Origin of the sequence: Caballeronia pedi, from assembly GCF_001544915.2 — a bacterium.
GTDB classification, from domain to species: Bacteria; Pseudomonadota; Gammaproteobacteria; order Burkholderiales; family Burkholderiaceae; genus Caballeronia; species Caballeronia pedi.
Map to the genome: position 1 here is coordinate 95,374 of NZ_FCOE02000024.1, position 23,971 is coordinate 119,344.

Annotated in this window: 23 protein-coding genes and 1 pseudogene; 10 read left to right on the forward strand and 14 right to left on the reverse strand. The window is 64.8% G+C overall.

Translation table 11 applies throughout. The features are described from left to right. Positions 1-31: 31 nt before the first annotated feature. From AWB80_RS28355 to AWB80_RS28365, 3 genes are all read right to left on the reverse strand, one after another. Positions 32-241: a hypothetical protein gene (locus AWB80_RS28355; protein WP_061177992.1), complete on the reverse strand. Its 210-nt coding sequence runs from the start codon at positions 239-241 to the stop codon at positions 32-34. 104 nt (positions 242-345) lie between these two features. Next, a complete protein-coding gene (locus AWB80_RS28360) occupies positions 346-1,584 on the reverse strand; it encodes a multidrug effflux MFS transporter (protein WP_061177993.1) in 1,239 nt (412 codons plus the stop codon). Positions 1,585-1,702: 118 nt separating this feature from the next. After that, the gene (locus AWB80_RS28365) at positions 1,703-2,461 is read right to left on the reverse strand and encodes a DUF2278 family protein (RefSeq protein WP_061177994.1); all 759 of its coding nucleotides are present in this window, start codon (positions 2,459-2,461) and stop codon (positions 1,703-1,705) included. Positions 2,462-2,669: 208 nt separating this feature from the next. Here AWB80_RS28365 and AWB80_RS28370 point away from each other — a divergent pair, with 208 nt between their 5' ends. Further along, positions 2,670-3,032 carry an NUDIX hydrolase gene (locus AWB80_RS28370; RefSeq protein ID WP_061177995.1) on the forward strand — a complete coding sequence of 121 codons (363 nt, stop codon included), beginning with the start codon at positions 2,670-2,672 and terminating at the stop codon, positions 3,030-3,032. Positions 3,033-3,093: 61 nt separating this feature from the next. On the opposite strand, the gene AWB80_RS28375 is transcribed toward AWB80_RS28370, so the two are convergent. Both AWB80_RS28375 and AWB80_RS28380 read right to left on the reverse strand, forming a co-directional pair. Then, complete coding sequence (locus tag AWB80_RS28375) at positions 3,094-3,459, reverse strand: BON domain-containing protein (RefSeq protein ID WP_061177996.1); 366 nt, start codon at positions 3,457-3,459, stop codon at positions 3,094-3,096. A 91-nt stretch (positions 3,460-3,550) separates the two neighbouring features. Next, positions 3,551-4,486, reverse strand: coding sequence for a LysR family transcriptional regulator (locus AWB80_RS28380; protein WP_061177997.1), 936 nt, complete (start codon positions 4,484-4,486; stop codon positions 3,551-3,553). A gap of 120 nt (positions 4,487-4,606) precedes the next feature. On the opposite strand from AWB80_RS28380, the gene AWB80_RS28385 reads away from it, so the two are divergent. Beyond that, positions 4,607-5,464 (forward strand): oxidoreductase, encoded by an 858-nt coding sequence (locus tag AWB80_RS28385; protein ID WP_061177998.1) that lies wholly within the window; start codon positions 4,607-4,609, stop codon positions 5,462-5,464. 188 nt (positions 5,465-5,652) lie between these two features. Next, on the forward strand, positions 5,653-6,582 hold the full coding sequence (locus AWB80_RS28390; protein ID WP_061177999.1) for a LysR family transcriptional regulator: 930 nt from the start codon (positions 5,653-5,655) through the stop codon (positions 6,580-6,582). A gap of 141 nt (positions 6,583-6,723) precedes the next feature. Here the strand turns inward: AWB80_RS28390 and AWB80_RS28395 are convergent, their stop codons facing one another. The 8 genes from AWB80_RS28395 to AWB80_RS28430 form a co-directional block, all read right to left on the reverse strand. After that, complete coding sequence (locus AWB80_RS28395; RefSeq protein ID WP_061178000.1) at positions 6,724-7,893, reverse strand: NAD(P)/FAD-dependent oxidoreductase; 1,170 nt, start codon at positions 7,891-7,893, stop codon at positions 6,724-6,726. Beyond that, the gene (locus AWB80_RS28400) at positions 7,890-8,060 is read right to left on the reverse strand and encodes a rubredoxin (protein WP_061178001.1); all 171 of its coding nucleotides are present in this window, start codon (positions 8,058-8,060) and stop codon (positions 7,890-7,892) included. Before AWB80_RS28400 ends, AWB80_RS28395 begins: the two co-directional genes overlap by 4 nt. 22 nt (positions 8,061-8,082) lie before the next feature. After that, positions 8,083-9,138 (reverse strand): aromatic ring-hydroxylating oxygenase subunit alpha, encoded by a 1,056-nt coding sequence (locus AWB80_RS28405; protein ID WP_061178002.1) that lies wholly within the window; start codon positions 9,136-9,138, stop codon positions 8,083-8,085. Positions 9,139-9,250: 112 nt separating this feature from the next. Then, positions 9,251-10,426 carry an alpha-hydroxy acid oxidase gene (locus AWB80_RS28410; protein WP_061178003.1) on the reverse strand — a complete coding sequence of 392 codons (1,176 nt, stop codon included), beginning with the start codon at positions 10,424-10,426 and terminating at the stop codon, positions 9,251-9,253. Next, positions 10,423-11,256, reverse strand: coding sequence for a Rossmann-like and DUF2520 domain-containing protein (locus AWB80_RS28415; protein WP_061178004.1), 834 nt, complete (start codon positions 11,254-11,256; stop codon positions 10,423-10,425). The genes AWB80_RS28410 and AWB80_RS28415 overlap by 4 nt, the downstream gene beginning before the upstream one ends. Then, entirely contained in the window at positions 11,256-12,704 is a 1,449-nt protein-coding gene (locus tag AWB80_RS28420) for an aldehyde dehydrogenase family protein (protein ID WP_061178005.1), read from the reverse strand. Before AWB80_RS28420 ends, AWB80_RS28415 begins: the two co-directional genes overlap by 1 nt. Before the next feature lie 2 nt (positions 12,705-12,706). Continuing rightward, a complete protein-coding gene (locus tag AWB80_RS28425) occupies positions 12,707-13,810 on the reverse strand; it encodes a tartrate dehydrogenase (RefSeq protein ID WP_061178006.1) in 1,104 nt (367 codons plus the stop codon). A gap of 124 nt (positions 13,811-13,934) precedes the next feature. Next, positions 13,935-14,855, reverse strand: a complete 921-nt coding sequence (locus AWB80_RS28430) for a LysR family transcriptional regulator (RefSeq protein ID WP_061178007.1) — start codon at positions 14,853-14,855, stop codon at positions 13,935-13,937. A 230-nt stretch (positions 14,856-15,085) separates the two neighbouring features. On the opposite strand from AWB80_RS28430, the gene AWB80_RS28435 reads away from it, so the two are divergent. Continuing rightward, a complete protein-coding gene (locus tag AWB80_RS28435) occupies positions 15,086-16,414 on the forward strand; it encodes an MFS transporter (protein ID WP_061178027.1) in 1,329 nt (442 codons plus the stop codon). Positions 16,415-16,439: 25 nt separating this feature from the next. After that, positions 16,440-17,324, forward strand: a pseudogene (locus AWB80_RS28440) (NAD(P)-dependent oxidoreductase); the annotation flags it as partial. A gap of 22 nt (positions 17,325-17,346) precedes the next feature. Here AWB80_RS28440 and AWB80_RS28445 read toward each other — a convergent pair. Next, positions 17,347-18,231, reverse strand: coding sequence for a LysR substrate-binding domain-containing protein (locus AWB80_RS28445; protein ID WP_061178009.1), 885 nt, complete (start codon positions 18,229-18,231; stop codon positions 17,347-17,349). A 150-nt stretch (positions 18,232-18,381) separates the two neighbouring features. Between AWB80_RS28445 and AWB80_RS28450 the strand changes: the two genes are divergently transcribed. From AWB80_RS28450 to AWB80_RS28470, 5 genes are all read left to right on the forward strand, one after another. Then, a complete protein-coding gene (locus AWB80_RS28450; protein WP_061178010.1) occupies positions 18,382-19,155 on the forward strand; it encodes a glucose 1-dehydrogenase in 774 nt (257 codons plus the stop codon). A 19-nt stretch (positions 19,156-19,174) separates the two neighbouring features. Continuing rightward, positions 19,175-20,365, forward strand: coding sequence for a YncE family protein (locus AWB80_RS28455; protein ID WP_061178011.1), 1,191 nt, complete (start codon positions 19,175-19,177; stop codon positions 20,363-20,365). A gap of 39 nt (positions 20,366-20,404) precedes the next feature. Further along, a complete protein-coding gene (locus AWB80_RS28460) occupies positions 20,405-21,397 on the forward strand; it encodes a 2-hydroxyacid dehydrogenase (protein ID WP_061178012.1) in 993 nt (330 codons plus the stop codon). Between the two features lie 16 nt (positions 21,398-21,413). Beyond that, positions 21,414-22,229 carry a shikimate dehydrogenase gene (gene aroE / locus AWB80_RS28465; protein ID WP_061178013.1) on the forward strand — a complete coding sequence of 272 codons (816 nt, stop codon included), beginning with the start codon at positions 21,414-21,416 and terminating at the stop codon, positions 22,227-22,229. A gap of 85 nt (positions 22,230-22,314) precedes the next feature. Further along, positions 22,315-23,724: an MFS transporter gene (locus AWB80_RS28470; RefSeq protein ID WP_061178014.1), complete on the forward strand. Its 1,410-nt coding sequence runs from the start codon at positions 22,315-22,317 to the stop codon at positions 23,722-23,724. Positions 23,725-23,971: the final 247 nt, after the last annotated feature.

Sequence of the window (23,971 nt, forward strand, 5' to 3'; positions counted from 1 at the left end):
GCATCAGGCGCCCTGGTCGCGCCCGCTCGCTTCAGTGCAGCGGCGATTCGCCGGGCAACTGGAATGCGTCGACGGTGTAGCCCATGTTGAAATAGCCCGCGCGCGCGTAGACGGAAATGTGTTCGAGCTTTTCCGCGCGCGTGGTTTCGTCCGGCACTGCTGCTTCGTTCGTGAAGTGCTTACGCACGCGCCCCGCCGGGGCTGATATCGCCTGCCAGTAATGAGTCAGGAAGTGCGGCATGGCTCGCCTCCTCGATGCGTGGACAGATCAAATCTAGTCCGTCAAAAAGGCGTCGGCAAACAAGCTTTTCTGCAATGCATTGCAGAGCGCACCGCCGTGAAGCATCAGGCCGCGTCGGTACTGCCGCGCATCGTGCGCGTGGCCTGCGATTGTTCCAGATGCCGCAGCAGCAGCGTGACCATCGCGACCACCGTGAACGCGAGAATCACGAAAAACACCGCGAGCGGCGCCAGAATCTGCACCGAAACGAAGCCCGCCAGCGCCATCATCACCGACGACACCAGCAACAGCGCGCAGCCCAGGATCGCCGCCGTGAGGCCCGCGATATGCGGAAAGAGCGAATTTCCCTTCGCCATCAGCGTCGGGTACATCGCGCCGGCGCAAAAGCCCATCACGAGCACGGGCGCGGCAAGCGTCCAGATGGTCAGACCGATCGTCAGCGAAAGCAGCAGCATGACGACCGATGCTCCCGCCATCACGCGCGCACCGATACGCAACCGTTGCTCCGCGCTCGGCAGACGCACGTGATACACGCGGTTCGACAGGCCGCCGAGAAAGTACATCATGCCGATGGCGAGCGCCAGATAGCCGAAATAGGTCGGCGGTTTGTGCAGCGTGTTCTGCACCATGAAGGGGCCGACGATGTTGAACACGAGCAGAATGCTGTAGCACAAACCCTGCGCGAGAAAGCAGCTTTGAAACACGCGGCTCGACAACACCTTGCCCGCGTTCGAAATCAGCGTGCCCAGTTCGAGATGCACGGGCTTCGGCAAGGTCTCGCGGTAGCGCCACACGAGCGTCCACATCACGATCGAGTAGATCAGCAGGAACACCAGACACGCTTTCCAGCCGAACCATGTCTGCAGATGCGCGCCGATCACGGGCGCGACGATCGGCGCGAGTCCCCACGCGATCGCCATGTACGTGAACGCGTGCAGCAGCGCCTCGCCCTTGAACGAATCGGTGATGATGGTCTTCGCGAGCAGGTTCGTCGCGGCAATGCCGAAGCCCTGCAGGCAGCGCGCGAGCAAAAAGGTTTCGAGGCTCGTCGCCGCGAGCGACAGCAGGCAGCCGAGCGTGAAGACGACGAGCCCGAACGCCAGCACCTTCTTGCGTCCATAAGCATCGGCAATGGGGCCGAACACCAGCTGGCCGATCGCATAGGCCGCCATATAGCTGGACACGCTCGACTGGATCGCCTGGGGCGAGGTGGCGAAGTAACGCGCCATCGCGGGCAGCGCGGGCACGTAGATGTCGATGGCGAGTTGTCCGGCCGAAGCGAACAGGCAAACCAGAAACAACAGGAAGCGCGGGGAATTCTTCGTGGGATCGGTGTGGGTCATGACGACGATGAATGGACGGGTCCCGGCGATCTCTGTCGGACCCGCACGGATGGCGGATTCATCGTATTGTGCCTGTCATCGTGCGGATCGACATGAAGTCATCGTCGTGTGCGTCGTTTCATGACGTCGCCGACACGCCGTTCAGAATCGGGTGAGACTGCCCCGGAATCGGCCGGCCGCGATTATCGGTCGGCACGAGTTGCGTCTGGAACGCGACGAACAGCGCCTGAAACTTGCCGTCCACTTCGACCATCACCGCGCCGTCCTGAAACACGCCGTTTTCGTTCGAGTGGTCTTTCACATGCGATCCCTTGCCCGGTTTCGGGTTGCCCTGATTCATATGCGTTTCGTGCAGGCCGTCCTTGCCCGGTTCGAACAGGAAGCCGAAGCCGTAGACGGTGACGTCCTTGGCAGGCTTCCAACCGAGACGATTGTCGCTATAACCGGGCGTCTTGTAGACGTAGTCGACGCCGTCCGCCGACATATCGAGCTGCAACATCTCGTTGAGGAGCGCGTTGATATCGTTGCGCTCGTTCTTCGTGTCGAGCGCGATCGGGCGCATCGCGTTGAGATCGAGCAGGCGTTTGTCGTGCACGTAGTCGAGCTTCGGGAAGTCCGACGTGGCAACGCCCGCCGGCAATTTGCCGAGATCGGCGGTCATCGGATGGTCGAAGTACTGGTCCCAGAGATACAGCACGAGATAGCCCGCTGGCCCCGCCAACGAGCTGTCGGATTTCACATTGGTGACGATGGCGAACGGCTTGCCATTCGTGTCCTCGCTGACGATCACATAATGCGGGTCGCCTTTGTAGCCGTCGAGAAAAGGAACGCCGAGGCTGAGCTTGCCTTTGAAGAGAACGTATTCGTTGCGCGCCATGATGCTGCTCCATGAAGTGAGCGATCATTTGATGCGACCAGTGTGACACTTGCACGAAACACGCGGAACACATGTTGCCGAATGCGCAATCCGGGAAATGCCGCTGTCATCGCGCGCTCCACAATCAGGCAAGTGTTGAGTACACTTAGACCCGCCCGCAGGACGCGTCCTGCGCATCCACGCAGAGAACCAGATATTCGGAGCCAGTTTGAGGAAGCGAGCCACGGTCATCTGCCGACGAGGCAACCGGATCCTGCTGGTTGCGCGACGTCGCACCAAATGGGCACTGCCCGGCGGCATGCTCAAGCGAGGCGAGCACTTGCCGGAAGCCGCGCTACGTGAACTCAAGGAAGAGACCCGCCTGCTCGGCAAGTCGGCGAAATTTCTGTTTCAGCATCGGGGAAGACAGAAGCATCATCATGTCTTTTTCTGCGATGTGCCCAAGAGCGCCAAGCCGCGCGCAAGCAATGAGATCGTTCGATGCCGCTGGGTCCACGTGGCGGATATTCAACGGATCGCCACCAGCGCGCCCACTAAAACGATCGTGAAGGCGCTCAACGGCAAGCGTTGACCTTTTGTTCACGCGACATCCGGACAGCGCGCCCGCCATCGCGGCGCGCGCCGTCCGTGCGTTATTGACCGCCTTCCTGAATCGTCAGTACGTTCTTCACGGACGTGACGCCACTCACGCCCTTCGCGATCGAAGCGGCCTTGTCGATCTGCGTGCCGTCCGCGGCATGGCCCGCGAGCGTGATGGCGCCGTTCTTCGCGATCACGTTGATGCCCACGGTATCGATACCGCCCTTCTGCAGCGCCTGAGACACCTTCTTGCTGAGCGCGCGGTTGGCCTTGCGCAGCGACGATTTCGAGGTACCCGAACTTGCCGATGGCGTGGTGGACGGAGTCGCAGCCGCATCGCTCGTTTGCGACCATGCGGCGACGGATGAGAAAACCGTCAATGCGACGGCTGCGAGTTTGAGCATATTGATCGTCTTCATCGCTTGCTCCAGTTTGGTGAATGTCGGCCGGGACATGGCGCCCCGAAGCATTCTAGTCGGCGCTGCGCCATAGCGCAGGGAATCGTGCCATTCATTTCGCGAACGCGCGCAATTCCGCAGCCGACAGAAACAGATCGCCGTTATCCGCGAGCTTCCCGATCATGAAGTCAATGAACGTTCGCACGCGCAGCGGCTGCTCGGTCCGATGCCGATAGTAGATGTAGATCGATTCGCGCTGAGTCAGATGCCGCGCGAGCAATGGCACGAGCCGCCCCGCGCGGATATGCCCGACCGCCGAAAAACTCCCCAGCTGACCGATCGCGAGACCGGCCAGCACGGCATCGGCTTCCGCATCGATATCGTTGGCGCAGAGCGTCGCGGCGATCTCGCGATAGACGATCTCATCGCCGATCATGAATTCCCACGGCGCCTGCTTGCCGGTATTCGCGCGGCGATATCCGGTGCAGCGGTGCGACGAGAGCGCCTCGACGGTACGCGGCGCGCCATGCCGTTCGATATACGCGGGCGACGCGCACACGATCAGTTGGATCGGCGCGAGCCGCCGCGCGATCGCGCCGCCGGCGGGCGGCGAGCCGCCACGCAATCCGACATCGGCGCGTTCCTCGACGAGATCGGTGAAATGATCGTCGAAACGCACATCCAGCGCGACATCGGGATACAGCGCGGCGAACTCGAGCACCGATGGCCAAAGCGCACGACCGAGCGCTTTTGGCGCGCTGATGCGCAGCGGACCGGCGATCTGCTCTTTCGCGCTGCGCGCATCCGCAAGCGCCGATGCGAGCAGCGCGAGCGCCGGCTCGACATTCTGCAGGAGCCTTTGCCCTTCTTCGGTCAGGGAGAGCTTACGCGTCGTGCGATGAAAGAGCCGCACGCCAAGCTCCTTTTCGAGCTGCATCACCGCGTGACTCGCGGCCTGCGGAGAAATCCCCTGATCAATGGCCGCACGCCGCAGATTGCCGAGCGTGGCGGCGCGCACGAAGATCGAAATCGCGCGGACCTCGTTCATGGAGCGCCTCGATTCGCAAATTAAAGTTGATTATCAGTCTAGCGTTTGACGGCTAGTTCGTGCGAATCGGACGGCCTATGCTTCGTGTCACGTTCACCACCGACACAAACGGAGCACATCATGAGCAACGCCACTCAACAGCAATACAAGCGCGTCTGGTTCATCACGGGCGCATCGCGCGGCCTGGGCGCATTGATCGCACAGGCGGCGCTGGACGACGGCAACGCGGTCGTCGCCGCGGGCCGCAATGTCGAGGCGATCGTCGAGCGTCTGGGCGACTCGCCCGCGCTGCTGCCGGTCGCGCTCGACGTCACGAACGAAGCGCAAGCGAAGGCCGCCGTCGACGCCGCCATCGCGAAGTTCGGCCGCATCGACGTGCTGGTCAACAACGCGGGCTTCGGGCTGCTCGCGGCCGTCGAGGAATCGAGCGACGCCGACGTGCGCCGCATGTTCGACACCAACGTCTTCGGCCTGCTCAACGTGACGCGCGCCGTGCTGCCCGTCATGCGCAAGCAGAAGAGCGGGCACGTCGTGAACATGTCGTCGATCGGCGGTTATCGCTCGGCAGCGGGCTTCGGCGTCTATTGCGCGACGAAGTTCGCGGTCGAGGGCATCACCGAGGCGATGCATGCGGAACTCGAACCGCTCGGCATTCATGCGACCGTCGTCGAGCCGGGCTACTTCCGCACGGACTTTCTGGATGCGTCGTCGCTTCTCGTCGGCAAGGACATCATCGACGACTACGATGCGACCTCGGGCAACGTGCGGCGCTTCGCTGTCGGCATGAATCACAATCAGCCGGGCGATCCCGCGAAGCTCGCGACCGCGCTCCTCACGCTCGCCGACGCACAAACGCCGCCACTGCGCCTCGCGCTCGGCACCGACACGCTGAAGGCGATCGCGGAAAAGAACGCGTATGTCGCGGCGGAAACGGAAAGCTGGCGCGAGTTGTCGGCTTCGACGGACTTCGTGGTCTGATCGGTTGCACATAACAGCGCGACCATTTTCACCATAATCGCGCGTGCATGAATCAGGCGGCACAAGGCTTCGGCGGCGGCATCGGTAGTGGCCCTGCGTTGACCATCGCAATATCCGTCCGTATATTGCGACGACACAGGGCCACGACGAACATAAGATGCCCCCCACGCCAGAGGTCAAGCCGCACGATGTCCAGGGAAAGCATCGACTCGCACATGATTCGTGTGCTGCATACGCTCCTTACCGAGTCGAGCGTGTCGCGCGCAGCCAGTCTGCTCGGACAATCGCAGCCCACGGTGAGCATCGCATTGCGCCGCCTGCGTGAAATCACCGGCGACCCCTTGCTGGTGCGCAGCGGCAGCCGCATGGTGCCGACGAGCCACGCGCTCACGCTGATCGAGCCCGCCGCACAGGCGCTCAGCAACATCGATGCGATCCTGCATCCGAACACCACCTTCGATCCCGTCGTGAGCACGCGCACGTTTCGCATCGGCTCGCCGGATTATCTCGATGTGTTCTTCGTGCCCGCCGTCATCGATGCGTTTCATCAGGCCGCGCCGCTCGCGAAACTCGAATTCAAGCATCTGATGATGGTGGACGGCGGCTACGAGAACGGCCTCGAAACGGGTCTGCTCGATCTCGTCATCGGCAACTGGCGAACGCCGCCGGAGCATCTGCATCTGCAGCCGCTGTGCAAGGACGAACTCGTGTGTCTGATGCGCGCGGATCATCCCGTCGGCGTCGGCGAACTCACGCGCGATGCGTACGAAAGCGCCGAGCATCTTTCCGTCACGACCTATAACACGACGGCATGGGGCACCATCGACACGGAACTCGCGCGTAACGGCCTCACGCGCACCGTGACGACCACACTGCCTTACTTCGGCATGGCGCCGTACGTGCTCGTGCGCTCCGATCTGCTCTTCACGACAACGCGCGCGCTCGCGTCGCACTATGCGCGCATTCTGCCATTGCGCATCGAGCCGATTCCCGGCGCGACCAACGCACTGACCTACTATCAGTTGTGGCACGAGAGAACGCATCGCAGCGCCGCGACGCGCTGGCTGCGCAAGCTCGTCACGACCGTTTCGCGCACGCTCATAAGCGACATCGCCTGAAAACAAAAAGACGCCGCGTGCGAAGCGCGGCGTCAATGCGTTCATCCGATGATGCTACGCGACAGGTTCTCATGGCGTCATCGTCGAACGCGACGCTGGTCGGTCAGATGCAAGCTGCGTCGTTATCGTTGTTTGACCGGTTCAGAAGGACCCCGCCGCCATTGCCTTGATGAGCGCGGCCTTGCCTTGCGTCGCCGCGCCGAGCAGAGCGAAGCCGAGCGCGCGCTTGTCGTCGGCGTGTTCGCACAGCGCGGAGAGACCGTCGTGCGGATCGTCGCTTGCCGGAGCGAAACGCCATGTGCCGGTCTCGTTCGGCGGCACGACGACCGTCGGCGCCGCGGGCGATTTCACCGTGACCGGCATGACGGGAAAATCGACGCGCGTCGGCTCGCCGGCGAGCGTGCGTGCGAGCGCGCGCGCCGCATGCATGATCGGCAGGACATACGGCTGCACCTTGCCTTCGATCGCGGCGCAATCACCCAATGCGTAGATATCGGGCGCGCTGGTCCGGCACCACGCGTCGGTGCGAATGCCGATGTCGATATCCAGTCCCGCCTGCGCCGCCAATGCCGTGCGCGGCGCAAGACCGATCGCCGATAACACCACATCCGCGCCGATGACTTCGCCATTGTTCAGCGTGACGTCATAGCCCGCTTCACGCCTGTCGACAGATGCAACCGATTGCCCCAGCCGCATGCGAATGCCATGACGATCCAGCGCGCGCGCGAACGCATCGCCCGCCAGTTCGGGAAGCAATCGCGATAGCGGCGTGGCGGCGGGATCGATCAGCGTCACGTCATAACCCGCGAGCGCGAGATCGTTGGCGAACTCGCAGCCGATCAGTCCCGCGCCGAGCAACGCGATCGATTTCGCGCCTTCGATGCGCGCCCTGAACCGCACGTAATCATCGAGGCTGTTCACCGAAAGCACGTCGGCCGCGCCGCTACCCGAAAGCGGAATGCGGCGCGCATCCGCGCCCAGCGCGAGCACGAGCTTCGCGAAACGAAGCGGCGCGCCGTTGATGATCACCTCATGCGCATCGACCGCGATGCGCTCCACTTTCCGATGCGCGATGATGCCCGCGTTCAGTTGCGCACGCATCGCGCCGGCGTCGAACGTGACGAGTTCGTGCGGGGCTTTCTTCATCGCGAGCGCGTTGGACAGCGTCGGCTTCGAATAGAAATCGCCGGCATCCTCGCTGATGAGCACGATGGGCACATTCTTGTCGAGCTTGCGCAACTCGCGCGCGACCGTATAACCGGCCATGCCCGTGCCGACGATGACCACGCGATCCTCGATATCAGTGCTCATGCTGTCACCACCTGCATGTCGAAATCCTGCTTGCCGGTGCCGCAATCGGGGCATAGCCAGTCATCGGGCACGTCTTCCCAGCGCGTGCCCGCCGCGATGCCCGCTTCGGGCAAGCCTTGCGATTCCTCGTAACGAAAGCCGCAAATCACGCATTCCCAGATCTTCATGATGATGTGCTCCGTATGCGTTTCAGCGGACGTAATGCTGGCCCAGCCCGATCTCGGCGAGCGCGCGGCGATACGCACCCGACGAGCGATCGGCGAGAATCGGCGCTTCGGCGGCACGATCGATCGGCAAGTCTTCGGGGCATTGCAGCTCGACGATCGCGCGGTCTTCTTCGAACACCTGCCGGTTGAACGCGTAGACATCGTCGAGCGGCAGGTCCTTGTCGAAGTTGCGCGCGATCGGCACGAACAGGCGCGTGAGGCGCGCGGAAACCGGGCTTGCCGCGTTGAGGATCGCGAGACGTCCGCCTTCGGGAAACTGCACGGTGAGACGCGCGAAGAACGGCACATCGACTTCGAACACGCGCCGCCACAGAAAGCCTTCGGGCGCGCGATGCTGCATCGACTTCGGGAAGTTGCTCACGGTGCTGACGTACTCCGCGCGCATGCCGTTGCCGCGCCGCTCGACCGTATAGCTCGGCACGACGGGATTGCCCCGGTCCGCGAAGCTGTGATGATGAATCCACGCGAAGTGCGCGACATCGATGAAGCCTTCGGTCTGACGTCCCGCCGATGCCTTGATGTCGATGGAAGGCGGCAGGATCTGCTGGAAGCCTTCGGTATTCCACGCAGGAAAGTCGGGCAACGGTTGCCCGCCGCCGCCGAGCGAAACCCAGACGAGGCCGTACGCTTCCTGCGCGGCGTAGGTCGTCAGGCACAGGCGATCCGGAATCGGCCCGCCTTCCTGCGACGGAATGTGGTTGCACTTGCCATCGGCGCCATACGAAAGGCCGTGATACGGACACACGAGATTGCCGTTCTCGACCCAGCCCTGACTCAACGGCGCGCCGCGATGCGGGCACACGTCGCGTGCGGCCACGAGCGCGCCATGCGAGCGGAACACGACGAGCGATTCATCGAGCAATTGCGTTCTGAACGGCTTGTCCGCGATATCCGATGCGAACGCGACGGGATGCCAGTACTGGCTCAGGATTTCCCAATCGTGCTGATCGAACGTGCAGTTGCGAGGAAGGTTGGGCGCGCGCTGAAACGTGAGCGGCGCGACTGTGGGGGTCGCCATGTTGATTGTCTCCAGTCTGCTGGATCTTGAAGCGGTCTTGCCCGATGCGACCGCGTGGAGACAACGATATCGGCGTGCGGCGTGCCGCCCAATCCCTCGGGCAACATTGAGTCTATGTTTCGAAGGCAATGGGCCGCGATCGAGCGATCACGTCACTCGCGCGAATGGCGTCGACGTTCGGCGTGCCGCACAGCACCATCGCACGTTTCGCTTCGTCGAGCAGGATATCGACGGCGCGCAGCGCGCCTTCGTCGCCGCCCACGGCCGCGCCGAACAGCGCCGGCCGCCCGATCGCCGCGGCCTGCGCGCCGAGCGCCACCGCCTTCACGATATCCACGCCGCGCCGCACGCCCGAATCGATGATCAGCTCCGCGCCGGAACCGAGCGCGCGACGCACCGCATGCAGTGATTCGAGGCTCGACTGCGCGCCGTCGAGCTGACGCCCGCCGTGATTCGAAATCCAGAGCGCGTCGATGCCGAGCGACGCGAGCCGCGCAGCATCGGCGGGATGCTGCACGCCCTTCACGACGATCCGCCTGCCCCATTGATCGCGCAGGCGTGCGAGATCGTCGAAGGAGAACGCGGCGTCGAGCATCGTGCCGACTTTATGCGCGATCGTGAGTCCCGCGCCTTCGCCGGGATCGAGGTCGCGCACGTTCTCGAATTGCGGCGAACCGTGGCGCGCGTAGCGCATCGTCCAGCTTGGATGACGCAGCGCGTCGAGCACATGTGAAAGACGCGGCTTCAACGGAATCGCGATGCCGTTGCGCAGATCGCGCTCGCGCTTGCCGCCGACAGCCAGATCGACCGTGACGACGAGCGCCTCGAAGTCCGCGCCGCGCACGCGCCCGATCAGCTTGCGCATGAAGTCGCGGTCCTTCAGCGTGTAGAGCTGGAACCACAAACGGCCATCGACGTTGCGCGCGATCGTTTCGAGCGCGGTCGTGGACATCGTCGATTGCACGTAGGGAATGCCGCGTGCTGCGGCGGCCTTCGCGATCGACAGATCCGCGCCGGGACGCGCGAGCGTGCACGAACCCATCGGCGCGATCAGCAATGGCGCATTGCTTCGGATGCCTAATATTGATGCCGAAAGATCGGGCGCAGAAACGTCGTTGAGCACGCGCGGCACCAGCGCGACACGCTCGAACGCCGCGCGATTCGCCGCGAGCGTGATCTCGTCTTCCGCACCGCCGTCGATGAACTCGAACACGAAGCGCGGCAACGCGCGACGCGCAAGCTCGCGCAGATCGGCGATCGACAGCGCGTGATCGAGCGGATGCGTCATGCGTCGCGCACTTTGCCGGTGCGCGCGAGTCGCGTGGCGAGCGTCGAGAGTGCGTCATAGGCTTCGCGCGATACCGCGTCCCACTCGCCGATCGCCTGCGATTGCGCTTCGACCACCGCGCGGTCGCCACGCGCGGCGGGGCCGGTCAACGCATCCTTCGGCCCGAGCGCGACGATATTGGCCGCCGCGTTGCGCGACAACGTATGCATCATGTCTTCGATGAGCGGCTGCGGAATGCCCGCCGCCTGCCACATCTCGACGGACATCGCCGCGAGTATCGGCAGAAAGTTCGACGCGACGACCGCCGCCGCGTGATACAGCGCCTTGCTGCCCGGTTCGATATCGAAGCAGCGCGCGCCGATGGCCGCGAGAATTTCGCTCCACGCGGCACGCGCGGCGCGGTCGCCTTCGAGTCCGACCGGCGTGCCTTCGAACTGGAACACGGCCGTGCCGGGATTGGCGAAGCTCAACATCGGATGCGCGCTCGCGACGTTCCAGCCGATCGCGCGCAAGGGCGCGAGCGTATCGGTATCGAGCGCGCCGCTGCAATGCACGGCAATTGACGGCGCGTCGTCCTTGCGATTCCGCGCGAGCGTCTGCGCCACGTCCGCGATACGCATGTCGGGCACGGACAGCAGCCAGATATCGGCGGGCTGCATCGCGGCGATATCGTCGAGCGCGCGGCCCGCGCCGATGAAATCGACCGCGTCACGCGCATGGGCGGCATCGCTGTCGCATACATCGCCGATAGCGAGCACGCGGTTCGCGACGATCAGATTGCCGAGCGTCGCGCCGACGCGCCCGGCGCCGATGATGTTGAGCGTCGCCATCAGCCGTGCCTGATCGCGATGGTCTTCAGGCTCGTGAAGCCATACAGCGCTTCGAAGCCCTTCTCGCGTCCATGCCCGCTCGCCTTCACGCCGCCGAACGGCAACTCGACGCCGCCGCCCGCGCCGTAGTTGTTCACGAAGACCTGACCCGCCTGAAGCTTGCGCGCGAGACGCAGGCCGCGCGAACCGTCGCGCGTCCACACGCCCGCGACGAGGCCGTAATTCGTGCCGTTGGCGAGCTTTACGGCTTCGGCTTCGTCATCGAAGGGCATCACCGCGAGCACCGGCCCGAACACTTCTTCCTGCGCGATGCGGCTTTGCGGCGGCACATCGCGGAACAAGACCGCTTCGTGGAAGAAGCCGTTGCGCGACGCTTCCACCGCGATCTTGCCGCGCGCCGCCACGCGAATGCCTTCGCCTTCCGCCTGCTCGACCATGCTGCGCACGCGCGCCTGCTGCTTCGCGTTGACGAGCGGGCCCGTGTCGAGGTCCATCGCGGGCGGGCCGGAGCGCAGCGCTTCGAAACGTTGCGCCAGACGTTCGATCACGGTTTCGTAGATGCCGCGCTGAACCAGCAGACGGCTGCCCGCTGAACACGTCTGCCCGGCGTTCTGAATGATGGCGTTGAGAATCACGGGCAAGGCTTCGTCGAGATCGGCATCGTCGAACACGAGTTGCGGCGACTTGCCGCCGAGTTCGAGCACGCTCGGGCAATGACGTTCCGCCGCCGTGCGTCCGACCAGCGCGCCCGTCGCGGTCGAGCCGGTGAACGAGATATGGCCGATGCCTCCGTTCGCCGACAGCGCCGCGCCCGCCTCGCTGCCCAGACCCGTGACGACGTTGATCGCGCCCGCAGGAAAACCGATATCGGCGGCGATTTCAGCGAGACGCAGGATCGACAGGCTCGCGTCCTCGGCGGGCTTCACGACGCAGGCATTGCCCGCTGCGAGCGATGCGCCGACGCTGCGCCCGTAGATCTGCATCGGGTAATTCCACGGAATGATGTGCCCCGTCACGCCGATCGGCTCGCGCACCGTCAGCACGGTGAAGCCGGTCGTATAGGGCAGCGTCTCGCCATGCAGCTTGTCGACGCAACCCGCGTAATACTGCAGATAGCGCGCGAGCACGGCGGCATCGGTGCGCGCGGTCTTGAGCGCCTTGCCGGTGTCGCGCGCTTCGAGTTGCGCGAGTTCGTCGGCGTGTTGCAGCACCGCGGCGGCATACGCAAACAGCAGATTGGCGCGCTCGACCGGCGCGAGCTTCGCCCACGGACCGTCGAGCGCTTCGCCCATCGCGCTGCGCGCGGCGCTCACCGCGACATCGATATCGGCGGCATTGCCACGCGCGATCGCCGCGAACGGCTCGCCCGTGCTCGGGTCGATGACATCGAGCGATTCGCCGTTGTCGCCCGCGCGCCATGCGTTGCCGATGAAGTGACGATATTCCATGCTTACTCCGTGATCAGTGCGTGTTCCGTGACGGCCGCGGCGATCGCCGTGCCGACTTCGATGGTGTTCGCCGTGCCGCCCATGTCCGGCGTGCGCGGGCCGTTTTCGAGCACGCTTTCGATGGCTGCGACGATGGTCTTCGCCGCCGCTTCGTAGCGCGCCTCGCCACAGCCGAGATGCTGCAGCATCAGCGCCGCCGACCAGATCTGCCCGATCGGATTGGCGATGCCTTTACCCGCGATATCCGGCGCCGAGCCATGCACCGGCTTGAAGAGCGACGGAAAGCGCCGCTCCGGATTCAGGTTCGCCGAAGGCGCGATGCCGATGGTGCCGGTACATGCGGGACCGAGGTCCGAAAGAATGTCGCCGAAGAGATTGGACGCGACCACGACATCGAAACGGTCCGGATGCTGCACGAAATGCGCGCACAGAATGTCGATGTGAAACTTGCGCGTCTCGATGTCCGGGTAGCGCTTCGCCGCTTCCGCGAGCCGTTCGTCCCAGTACGGCATGGTGATCGAGATACCGTTCGATTTGGTCGCGGCGGTCAGTTGCTTCCTCGGGCGGCTCTGCGCGAGCTGGAACGCGAAGTCGAGAATGCGGTCGACGCCCGTGCGCGTGAACACGGACTGCTGCGTCGCGAACTCGCGCTCGGTGCCTTCGAACATGCGTCCGCCGACCGATGAATATTCGCCTTCGGTGTTCTCGCGCACGACCAGAAAGTCAATATCGCCGGGTTTGCGGTGCGCGAGCGGCGACGGCACGCCGGGCATCAGGCGCACCGGGCGCAGGTTCACGTACTGGTCGAAGTCGCGGCGAATCCTGATGATCGATTCCCACACGGCCGTGTGGTCCGGCACGACGTCGGGCGTGCCGACCGCGCCGAAGAAGATCGCATCGTGCTTGCCGATCTGCCGGTCCCAGTCGGCGGGCATCATCGTGCCGTGCTGCACGTAGTGCTCGGTGCACCATGATGCGAATTCGTCGAAATCGAGCGCGATGTCGTAGCGCGCGGCGGCGGCCTTCAGCACGCGCAAGCCTTCGACCATGACTTCCTTGCCGATGCCGTCGCCCGGAATGACGGCGATGTGATGCGTTGTTGCCATTGCGCTGTGTCTCCTGTTATTCGACGTGGAACTGCCCGTCATACAGGAAGGGAATCTAGCGGACGCTCTGGCGCGGCGGAAGTGCGAATCCGGGAACAGGAGTCTTCGAATATCCGCAAGGGGTTCAGCCGGCGGAGCGTTCGCCGCCCGGCGCGACGAGCGATGCGGGCGCGAAGGCGCTCAGAAAATCGAACAGCTTGCGCGCGGGCAAGGGCGCCGCGCCGGCGCGAATCCCGACCGACATCACGCGCTCGGCCCACGGATTGGTCAGGCGGATGAAGCGCAGATGCATCGGCTCACGAAACAGCCGCACCGCGCCTTCGGGCAACACGCCGATGCCCTGCCCGGCCGCGATCAGCCTGCACATCGCCTCGAAGCTTTGCACCTGCACGCGAAAGCGGATCGTGCGGCCCGCGAGCGCGGCTTCCTTCACGAGCATGCGGGTGACTTCGGCTTTGTCGTCGAGCCCGACGATATCGTGTTCGAGCAGCGCCGCGAACTCGATCTGCTCGCCCTGCAGCACATGATCCTCCGGCACGACGACGCTGATGCGATCCGCGCAATACGGCGCGAGGCGAATGCCCTCCATGCCGACCTGCGAAGTCACCACGCCGACATCCGCGCGCCCTTCGCGCAACGCCTGAAGAATGTCCATGCTGCGCAATTCGCTGATATGCAGCTTGATGTCCTGATAGCGCTGCGAGAACGCGCGCAGATGATCGGGCAAGTCCTGACTGATCGCGGAGATATTGGCGAAGATGCGTACGCGGCCGACCGAGCCTTTCGTGTAATCGGAGAGTTCGCTGTAGATCGCATCGGTCTTGAGCAGCAGTTCGGTGGCGTGACGCGCGAGCGCTTCGCCCGCCGGCGTCGGCTCGACGCCCGCCGACGTGCGGTTCAGCAGGCCGACGCGAAAGTGATGTTCGAGCAGCGCGATGCGCCGGCTCGCAGTCGACAGCGACATATGCGATTGCTGCGCCGCCTTCGAAAGACTGCCCATTTCGACTGCGCGCAGAAAAAGAGCCAGCGACGTGAGATCGAACAAAACCGGACGCTCCGTAAAAGATCATGCCGCGCAGTATGGCATCCGGGCACGATCGGCGCGTCGCGGCGGGATACTGGAAAACCCTGACGTCGCGACGCGCGTGTTCGAACTATTCGAAAGCCCGCTTCAGCGATTTCGCATATCTCTCGCGCTCAGCAGCCGCTACATTTCCTCTGTCCCGCCGCGTCCTGCGCGAGTCGGTACGCAAAAAAACATATACGGAGACAGACGTGGAAATCGATGCGACCAGCATGCCCCAAGGCGCGGCATCGCCCGCCCCGTCACACGACGCCGCGACGGAGGACCGGATCTTCCGCCGCCTGGCGCTGCAGATCCTGCCGATTCTGATGTTCGCGTACATCACGTCGTATATCGATCGCGTGAACGTGAGCTTCGCCAAGCTGCAGATGGCGCAGCAACTCGGCTTTTCGGACGCCGTGTTCGGCTTCGGCGCGGGCATCTTCTTTCTCGGCTACGTGGTTTTCGAAGTGCCGAGCAACATGATCCTGCAACGCGTCGGCGCGCGCAGATGGATCACGCGCATCATTCTGTCGTGGGGCATCGTCTCCGGCCTGACGGCCTTCGTTTCCACGCCGATGCAGTTCTACGTGATGCGCTGCCTGCTCGGCGTCGCGGAGGCGGGCTTCATTCCGGCGATCGTTTTCTATATCGGCCAGTCGTTTCCGCGCAACCGGCGGGCGCGCATCCTCAGCATGTTCTATGCGGCGCTCGCGCTCGCGGGTCTGATCGGCTCGCCGTTGACCGGCTTCATCATGCAGTACTTCGACGGCCTCATGCAGTTGCCGGGCTGGAAGTGGATCTTCATCGTCGAGGCATTGCCCGCGTTTCTCGCGGCGGTCTACACATGGAGAGGACTCGACGACGACGTTACGAAAAGCCCGCGCTACAGCGAAAGCGATCGCGCGTTTATGTCACGCGTGCTCGCGGAAGATCGCGCGGTGACGGCCGAATCGAATCACAAGGGCCTGTTTTCCAGCGCGCTCGTGTGGGCGTTCTGCCTGATCTATTTTCTCGATGTCTTCGGCATCTACGGCTACACCTTCTGGGCCCCGACGATGATCAAGTCGATGGGCATCTCCGGCGACTTCGCGATCGGCGCGCTCGCGGCGCTGCCCAACGCGGTCGCGGTCGTCGTGATGGTGATGTTCGGCCGCAGCGCGGACCGGCGCGGCGAGCGGCGCCTGCACGTCGCCGCGCTGCTGTTGATGGGCGCGGTCGGCTTGTCGCTGTCGGTGCTCTGGCATGACAATCTGTGGCTCGGCATGATCGCGCTGTGCATCGCCAATGCGGGATTGCTGTCGTTTCCGCCGCTCTTCTGGAGCATGCCGACGGCCGTGCTCGGCCAGGCCGCGGCGGCGGTCGGCATCGCATGGATCAGCGCGTTCGGCAATCTCGGCGGCTTCTTCGGCCCATACGTGGTCGGCTTTCTGAAGCAGGCGTCGGGCGGCATGACGCTGCCGATCTTCTCGATGGTCGGCTGCCTCGCGCTCGGCATCGTCCTGACGATGTCGCTGCCGAAGCGGCTCGTGAACCGCTGAGCCTTTTTCAACCAACAAGACGACACGAAGAGACAGCATGAAGCAGCGAATCGGCATGATCGGTATCGGCCTGATGGGGCACGGCATCGCACGCAATGTGATGAAGCATGGTTATCCGCTGACGGTGGTCGAGCATCCCGGCAACCAGCCGCTCGACGAACTGCGCGCGGGCGGCGTGAAGACCGTCGCGAATGGCGAGGCGCTTGCGCGTGAAGCGGACATCGTCATTCTGTGCGTGACGGGTTCGCCGGAAGTCGAAGCGGTATTGACCGCGCCCGATGGCGTGCTCGCGGGCTTGCAGCCCGGAACGATCGTGATCGACTGCTCGACAGCCGTGCCTGCATCGACTGCGCGCATGGCGGCGCTCGTGGAGGAAGCGGGCGGCCTTTTCGTCGATGCGCCGATGACGCGTACCGCAAAGGAGGCGCATGAAGGGCGGCTGAATCTGCTGGTCGGCGCTTCAGCCGAATTGTTCGCGCGCATCGAGCCGTTGTTGCGCACGTATGCGGAGAACGTGACGCTCGTCGGCGGCCTCGGCGCGGGACACAGCATGAAGCTGCTGCACAACTTCGTGTCGCTCGGGACGATCGCGCTGATCTCCGAGGCGGCCGCGTGCGCGAAGCGCGCGGGCGTCGATGCACGGACTTTCGTCGATGTCCTCGCGAAAGGCGGCGGCGGCGGCGCGGCGCTGGAACGGTTGAGGCCGGCGCTCGTGGAGGGCGATCCAACGGGTATGCCGTTTCACATGTCGAACGCGCTGAAGGATCTCGGCTACTACGTGACGATGGCCGGTGACACCAACGCGGCCGATGCGATCGCCACCGCCGTGCGCGCGACGTATGCGGATGCGGTCGAGCAAGGCGGCGCGCATCGGACGTTGCTGGAGTTGGCGAAGCTGCTGGGTGCTTGAGTCAAGCGACAGCACCCCAGCGTCATGCACCACCGCCACAAACATCGATCACATCAAGCAATGCGCGCTTGAGCGCATTGCCCGGCGGCAAATAGGCAAGTCCGATGCCCGCCGTATGGCCGTGAAGCTGCAGCGGCCGCGCCACGACCTTCGGCGGCAATGCCGTCGCGGCGGCCGCCGGAATCACGCCGATGCCGAGACCGGCCGAAACCAGCGCGAGCATCGTCGAGAACTCGCCGAGTTCCTGCGCGATGTTCAGAACCGCACCTTCCCGTTTCAACGCAACCAGCATGTCGTCATGGAAGCCCGGCGCATAACGCCGCGCAAGCACGAACGCGGGAAAGCCCTGAAGATCCGGCGGCCGGACCAGCGGCAGCTCGGCGAGCGCGTGATCTTCCGGCAACGCGACGACGAAGGGTTCTTCGAGCACCACGCGGATTTCGAGGCCGCTTCCGCTCACCGGCAGCCGTATCAGACCGAAGTCGAGCTGATTGTCCTGCAACGCGGCGATCTGATTGGGCGTCGGCATGTCCTTCAGTTCGAGCGTGATGAGCGGATAGCGCGCATGCATCGTGCGGATCAGCGCCGGCAGCAGTTTCGGCAGAACCGATGACACGAACGCGATCCGCAACGTGCCGATTTCACCTCGCGCCGACAACCGCGCGGTCTGCTCCGCGCGCGCCGCCTGATGCAGCGTCGCGCGTGCCTCGGGCAAGAACAACCGACCCGTCGCGCTGAGGGCGACCTTGTGACGGTCGCGTTCGAACAGCCGCGCGCCCAGGTCCTCTTCGAGCGCCTTGATCTGCATGCTGAGTGCCGGCTGCACGATGCACAGGCGCTGCGCCGCCTTGCCGAAGTGCAGTTCCTCGGCAAGCGCGACGAACGCCCGCAGATGCTTTAGCTCCATGAAATCCCCCAGTACGCGGGCGCGTGAAGCCCGTCATCACGAATCATGATAACAACGTCATGAAAGACTATTGGCGCAACCGCGGTTCTTCGGGTGAACTAGGCACATTCGGAGACAGAGCTCATCCACCACAGGATGGGTCGCAAAATAATGGACGAGACAGTCAAACTCTTCAGCCTGCGCGGAAAACGTGCGTTGATCACCGGTTCCGGGCGCGGCATTGGGCTGGCGCTCGCGCGAGGCCTCGCGGGCGCAGGCGCTTCGATCGTCATCAACGATCGCAATGAGCAAAAGGCGGCCGAGATCGCCGCACGCCTGCGCGACGAAGGCCACGACGCCGGCTTCGCCGTTTTCGACGTGACCGACCGCGAGCAGGTGTGCCCGGCGATCGAACGGGTCGAAAAGGACACCGGCGCGATCGACATTCTGATCAACAATGCGGGCATCCAGCGCCGCGCGCCACTCGAAAGCTTCGACGAACGCGACTGGAGCGACCTGCTGCGCGTGAATCTCGACGGCGTGTTCCACGTCTCGCAGGCCGTCGCGCGGCACATGCTGGCGCGCGGACGCGGCAAGATCATCAACATCGGATCGGTGCAGTGCGAGCTGGCGCGGCCGGGCATCGCGCCCTACGCGGCCACGAAAGGCGCCATTCGCATGCTGACCAAAGGCATGTGCGCGGAATGGGCGCGACACGGCATTCAGGCCAACGCGATCGCACCCGGCTACTTCGAGACCGATCTCAACCGCGCCCTCGTCGACGATCCGGCTTTCTCGGAGTGGCTCTGCAAGCGCACGCCGGCGGGCCGCTGGGGCCGCGTCCAGGAACTGTGCGGCGCAGCGGTGTTTCTCGCGTCGGCGGCGTCGGATTTCGTGAACGGCCAGACGCTTTTCGTCGATGGCGGAATGACCAGCGTGGTCTGAGCCGAAAGGAGACAACGACATGTTTGATTCACTGACAAACCGAAGCCGCCGCGTCCAGGCGCTCGCCGGCCTGACGATGGCCGTCGCCGCGTGCGCTGCGCACGCCGCCGACTGGATCGTGTCGGGCAACGACGGCAAGTATCAGCGCGTCGAGGGCCGCGACACGTATCCGGACAATCCCGCGCCGGACACGCTGACGCTTCTCGATGCAAGCCACCTTCCTCCACGGGTAAAGGTGCAGGTCGAAGTCGAGAACGGCATTCAGGGGCCGCCGCAGGCAGTCGCCATCACGCCCGATGCGAGCGTCGCGCTGGTCGGCGCGCCCACGCGTTACGACCGTGACGCGAAGAAGCTGCTGATGGATTCTTTCGTCCAGGTGATCGACCTGCAGGCGACGCCGCCCGCCGTGACGCGACTCGATATCGCGAGCCATCCGCAGGGCGTCGCCATCGATCGCAGCGGCCGGCTCGCGCTCGTCGCGTGCGTGGACGGCAGCGTCGCGGTGCTCGGCATCGAAGGCAACCGCGTGACGCTCGTCGACACGCTGAAGATCGCGCAGAAACGGCTCGCCGGCGTGAGCTTCACGCACGACGGCGCGCATGCGCTCGTCGCGTTGCGCGACGAACAGGGCGTCGCCGTGCTCGACATCGCCGCTGGCCGCGTGACCGACAGTGGCGCGCGTCTTTCGAGCGGCGTCGCACCCTACACGATCGACGTCTCGGGCGACGGCAAGTGGGCCGTCGTCAGCGATGTCGGGCTGGCCGGCCTGCCCGCCTACGCCGGCAAACTCGCGGGCGATGCGGACACCGTGACGCTCATCGACGTCTCACGCACGCCGTTTCGCGCGGTCCAGCACGTGACGGTGCCGTCGCTGCCCGAAGGTGTGGCGATCTCGCCGGACGGCAAATGGATCGGCGTGCAGGCGATGGACGGCTCCAACCTGACGCCGGACAACCCCGGACGCCACGCGCGCGGCAAGGTGCTGCTGTTCGCGATCCGCGACGGCCAGGCGGTGAAGGTCGCCGAAGCGCCGGGCGGCGAGGCGGCGCAGGGCATCGTCTTCACGGCGGACAGCAAGTATCTGATCGTGCAGTTCAACGTCGAGAAGCAGCTCGCGTTCTACGCCGTGAACGGCGGCCATCTGCGCGACATCGGACGACGCATTGCACTGACAGGCGGGCCTTCGTCGCTGCGCACGACACCGCGCTGACGCGCCAGTCTTTCACCCAACGAACATCAGGAGAGCAGCATGCGTACGCCCAGCGCCGAACGCAGGAACGTGGTCGTCTTTCGAAAACTGCCGGACGATCTGCTCGAGCGGATTCAGGCGCGACACGACGTGACCGTCGCCGACCCGCGACGCGCCGATGAACTGCCGCGCTTTCGCGAGGCGCTCGGCAACGCCGACGGCCTCATCGGTTCGAGTTTCAGACTCGGCGCGGACGAACTCGCGCACGCCTCGCGGCTGAAGGTGATTTCGAGCATTTCGGTCGGCGTCGACAACTACGATCTCGCGCATCTCAGGCAACGCGACATCACGCTCTGCCACACGCCCGGCGTGCTCACCGAGACGACCGCCGACACCGTCTTCGCGCTGATCATCGCGAGCTCGCGCCGCCTCGTCGAGCTGTCGAACCATGTGCGCGAAGGCCACTGGACGCGCAACATCGGCGAAGACCTGTTCGGCTGGGACGTGCACGGCAAGACCCTCGGCGTGCTCGGCTTCGGGCGCATCGGCCAGGCGGTGGCCCGGCGCGCGGCGCTCGGTTTCGGCATGCCGGTGCTCTTTCACGACCCCTTCGACGCGCCGGTTCCCGCGCCGCTCGCCGGCCACGCCGAGCGCGCATCGTTCGGCGAGGTGCTTGCACGCGCGGACATCGTCGCGCTGACGCTGCCGCTGTCGGACGACACACGCGGCATGATGGACGCGCGGGCATTCGCCGCGATGAAGCCCGGCGCGATCTTCGTGAATGGCTCGCGCGGCGCGATCGTGCGCGAGGACGCGCTGCTCGCCGCGCTCGACAGCGGTCATCTGCGCGCCGCCGGACTCGATGTATTCGCGGTCGAGCCGCTCGCGCAGGATTCGCCGCTGCGCACGCATCCGAAAGTGACGCCGCTCCCGCACATCGGATCGGCGACGCACGAAACGCGGCGCGCGATGGCCGAACTCGCCACCGACAACCTGCTGCGCGCGCTCGACGGCGTTGCGCCCTTCGCCGCCTTCGATCTCTCGAAGCACTGAACCGACGGTCCCGACCATGCCCCATTCGATTCCATCCCTGTGCGGCTCGCTCGCCGGGCAGCCGTTCACGTTCAACGTCAAGGTCCACAACGCGGCCTATCGGGCGCTCGGTGTGGACTACACGTTCGTCAGCTTTGGCGTGGAGGACGCCGCCGGCGCGATCGACGCGATGCGCACGCTCGGCATTCGCGGACTCAACGTGACGATGCCGCACAAGCAGGCGGTGATTCCCCATCTCGATGCGCTCGACGAAACCGCCCGCGAGATCGGCGCGGTCAACACCATCGACAACCGCGACGGCCATCTCACCGGCTACAACACGGACTGCGTCGGCGCCGTGCGCGCGCTCGAAGAGGCGACGCCGCTCGAAGGCCGGCGCATCGCCCTGCTCGGCGCGGGCGGCGCGGCGCGCGCGATCGCGTGGGGCGTGCGCCGCGCCGGCGGCCGGATCACGGTGTTCAACCGCACCGCCTCGCGCGGGCGCACGCTCGCCGACGACTTCGGTCTTGCGTTCGGCGGCGCTCCGGGCGATTTCGATCCGCATGCGTTCGACATCGTCGTGAACGCGACCGCCGCCGGTTTCCGCGCGCCGGACGTCAATCCATTGCGGGCCGGACAGCTCGCGCCGCATCTCGTCGTGATGGACGCAGCTTTCATCCCCGTTCGCACGAAGCTGATCCGCGATGCCGCTGAACTCGGCTGCCGCGTGGTCGACGGCACGCGCATGCTGCTGCATCAGTTCTGCGGTCAGGTGGAGTTATACACGGGCAAGGCAGCGCCGCTGGACGCGATGAGCGCCGCCCTGCTCGACGAAATCGCCCGCGTGGGCTAGTCAGGAAAACACCGGCGGTCCCGCATCTCGCGCGAAGACGAGGACGGAACTTCCTTCAGAGGTCGCAGGAACGGAGAGAGACATCATGAAGCATCAGGCAACCATCGCGGCCGCCGACGGCGGACTCGCGCGCAACACCGACGGCAACGTCAACAAGAGCCGTGACGAGGTCACGACGCGCGATCTGTATCGTGCCGCATGGGCCGCATCGCTCGGCAGCGCGCTCGAATACTACGACTTCGCGCTCTATAACCTTGCGTCGGCGCTGATCTTCGGGCCGCTGTTCTTCCCGTCGAGCGATCCGGCCATCGGTCTGATCGCGAGCTTCGGCGCGTACTTCCTCGGCTTCGCGATCCGGCCAGTGGGCGGCATCGTGTTCGGCACGCTCGGCGACCGTTACGGCCGCAAGTTCGTGCTGATGGCGACGATCCTGCTGATGGGCGTCGCCAGTACGCTTATCGGCCTGTTGCCGACGTACGCGAGCGCGGGCATCTGGGCGCCGGTGCTGCTCGTCGGCTGCCGCCTGCTGCAAGGTCTCGGCGCAGGCGCCGAACAGGCAGGCGCCGCCGTCCTGATGGCCGAGTACGCACCCGCGAAGCGCCGCGGCTACTTCGCCGCGCTGCCCTTCATGGGCGTGCTGCTCGGCACGGTGATGGCCGCCGCGATCTACTTCGCGCTGGTGCGCGTCGAGGATATCTCGCAAAGCTGGCTGTGGCGCGTGCCGTTCCTGTTGAGCGTGCTGATCATCGCGGTGGCGATCTGGATCCGGCTGAAGCTGAAGGAATCGCCGTCGTTCACGAAGCTCGAAGCGCGGCAGCAGGTCAACGACAGCCCGCTCAAGCATCTCATCAGGCATTCGAAGCCGACGCTGCTCAAGGTCATCGGCATGCGCATGGCGGAGAACGGCGGCTCGTCGATCTATCAGTCGCTCGCGATCAGCTACATGGCGACCGCGACCGGCCTCAAGGGACCGATCGGGCCGATCGCGCTGCTGCTCGCGGGCGTGTCGGGCGCGGTGATCATTCCGCTCACCGGCAAGCTCAGCGATCGCTTCGGACGCGTACCCGTCTATCGTGCCTTCGCGCTGTATCAGCTGCTGCTGGCCTATCCGACATGGTGGGTGCTGAGCCAGGGCAACGCAGCGGCGAGCATCGCGATGCTGTGCGTCGCGCTCGCGGGCGTCTGGGGCATGTTCGCCACGCAAGGCGCGCTGCTGCCCGAGCTGTTCGGCGCACAGCATCGCTATGCGGGCGTCGCGGTGGGGCGCGAGGTGTCCGCCGTGATCGCGGGCGGCGTTGCGCCGCTGATCGGCGCGTCGATCATCGCCTGGGCGACCGCGCACTGGGGCGGCAGCGAAGGCCGCATTCTCGCGTGGATTCCGCTTGCCAGCTATGTCGCCATTTTGAGCCTGATCGGCGTGGTGACGACGTACTACACGCCCGAGACGCGCGGACGCGACCTCGACGATTTGCGCGACGCTTCGGATGTGGGTTAGAGCGTGTTTTTTCTTTTTCTAGCGAAATTTCTTGGCGAAAGCGCGTGACACGATCATGGCTTTCGCCGGATCCCGTGATCGTGTCGGTCTATTAGTGTTGCCCCTGTGCGGGGCGGCACCTACTTTCTTTGCTGCTGTGTATGGACTCGGGACATGGGTAACACCCGTAACGGGACATGGGTAACACATTCATCCGGTCATGCCGTCAGGTTTATGTTGATGGTATCGAAGTGATGATGAGCGATGT

Excerpts from the sequence above, each read along its gene's own strand:
- AWB80_RS28385 (WP_061177998.1), top strand. The coding sequence starts at position 4,607 with ATGAGCAACGCCACTCAACAGCAATACAAGCGCGTCTGGTTCATCACG.
- AWB80_RS28395 (WP_061178000.1), bottom strand. The coding sequence starts at position 7,893 with ATGAGCACTGATATCGAGGATCGCGTGGTCATCGTCGGCACGGGCATG.
- AWB80_RS28360 (WP_061177993.1), bottom strand. The coding sequence starts at position 1,584 with ATGACCCACACCGATCCCACGAAGAATTCCCCGCGCTTCCTGTTGTTT.
- AWB80_RS28365 (WP_061177994.1), bottom strand. The coding sequence starts at position 2,461 with ATGGCGCGCAACGAATACGTTCTCTTCAAAGGCAAGCTCAGCCTCGGC.
- AWB80_RS28470 (WP_061178014.1), top strand. The coding sequence starts at position 22,315 with ATGAAGCATCAGGCAACCATCGCGGCCGCCGACGGCGGACTCGCGCGC.
- AWB80_RS28405 (WP_061178002.1), bottom strand. The coding sequence starts at position 9,138 with ATGGCGACCCCCACAGTCGCGCCGCTCACGTTTCAGCGCGCGCCCAAC.
- AWB80_RS28445 (WP_061178009.1), bottom strand. The coding sequence starts at position 18,231 with ATGGAGCTAAAGCATCTGCGGGCGTTCGTCGCGCTTGCCGAGGAACTG.
- AWB80_RS28425 (WP_061178006.1), bottom strand. The coding sequence starts at position 13,810 with ATGGCAACAACGCATCACATCGCCGTCATTCCGGGCGACGGCATCGGC.
- AWB80_RS28410 (WP_061178003.1), bottom strand. The coding sequence starts at position 10,426 with ATGACGCATCCGCTCGATCACGCGCTGTCGATCGCCGATCTGCGCGAG.
- AWB80_RS28455 (WP_061178011.1), top strand. The coding sequence starts at position 19,175 with ATGTTTGATTCACTGACAAACCGAAGCCGCCGCGTCCAGGCGCTCGCC.
- AWB80_RS28415 (WP_061178004.1), bottom strand. The coding sequence starts at position 11,256 with ATGGCGACGCTCAACATCATCGGCGCCGGGCGCGTCGGCGCGACGCTC.
- AWB80_RS28420 (WP_061178005.1), bottom strand. The coding sequence starts at position 12,704 with ATGGAATATCGTCACTTCATCGGCAACGCATGGCGCGCGGGCGACAAC.
- AWB80_RS28380 (WP_061177997.1), bottom strand. The coding sequence starts at position 4,486 with ATGAACGAGGTCCGCGCGATTTCGATCTTCGTGCGCGCCGCCACGCTC.
- AWB80_RS28390 (WP_061177999.1), top strand. The coding sequence starts at position 5,653 with ATGTCCAGGGAAAGCATCGACTCGCACATGATTCGTGTGCTGCATACG.
- AWB80_RS28450 (WP_061178010.1), top strand. The coding sequence starts at position 18,382 with ATGGACGAGACAGTCAAACTCTTCAGCCTGCGCGGAAAACGTGCGTTG.
- AWB80_RS28355 (WP_061177992.1), bottom strand. The coding sequence starts at position 241 with ATGCCGCACTTCCTGACTCATTACTGGCAGGCGATATCAGCCCCGGCG.
- AWB80_RS28375 (WP_061177996.1), bottom strand. The coding sequence starts at position 3,459 with ATGAAGACGATCAATATGCTCAAACTCGCAGCCGTCGCATTGACGGTT.
- aroE (WP_061178013.1), top strand. The coding sequence starts at position 21,414 with ATGCCCCATTCGATTCCATCCCTGTGCGGCTCGCTCGCCGGGCAGCCG.
- AWB80_RS28460 (WP_061178012.1), top strand. The coding sequence starts at position 20,405 with ATGCGTACGCCCAGCGCCGAACGCAGGAACGTGGTCGTCTTTCGAAAA.
- AWB80_RS28400 (WP_061178001.1), bottom strand. The coding sequence starts at position 8,060 with ATGAAGATCTGGGAATGCGTGATTTGCGGCTTTCGTTACGAGGAATCG.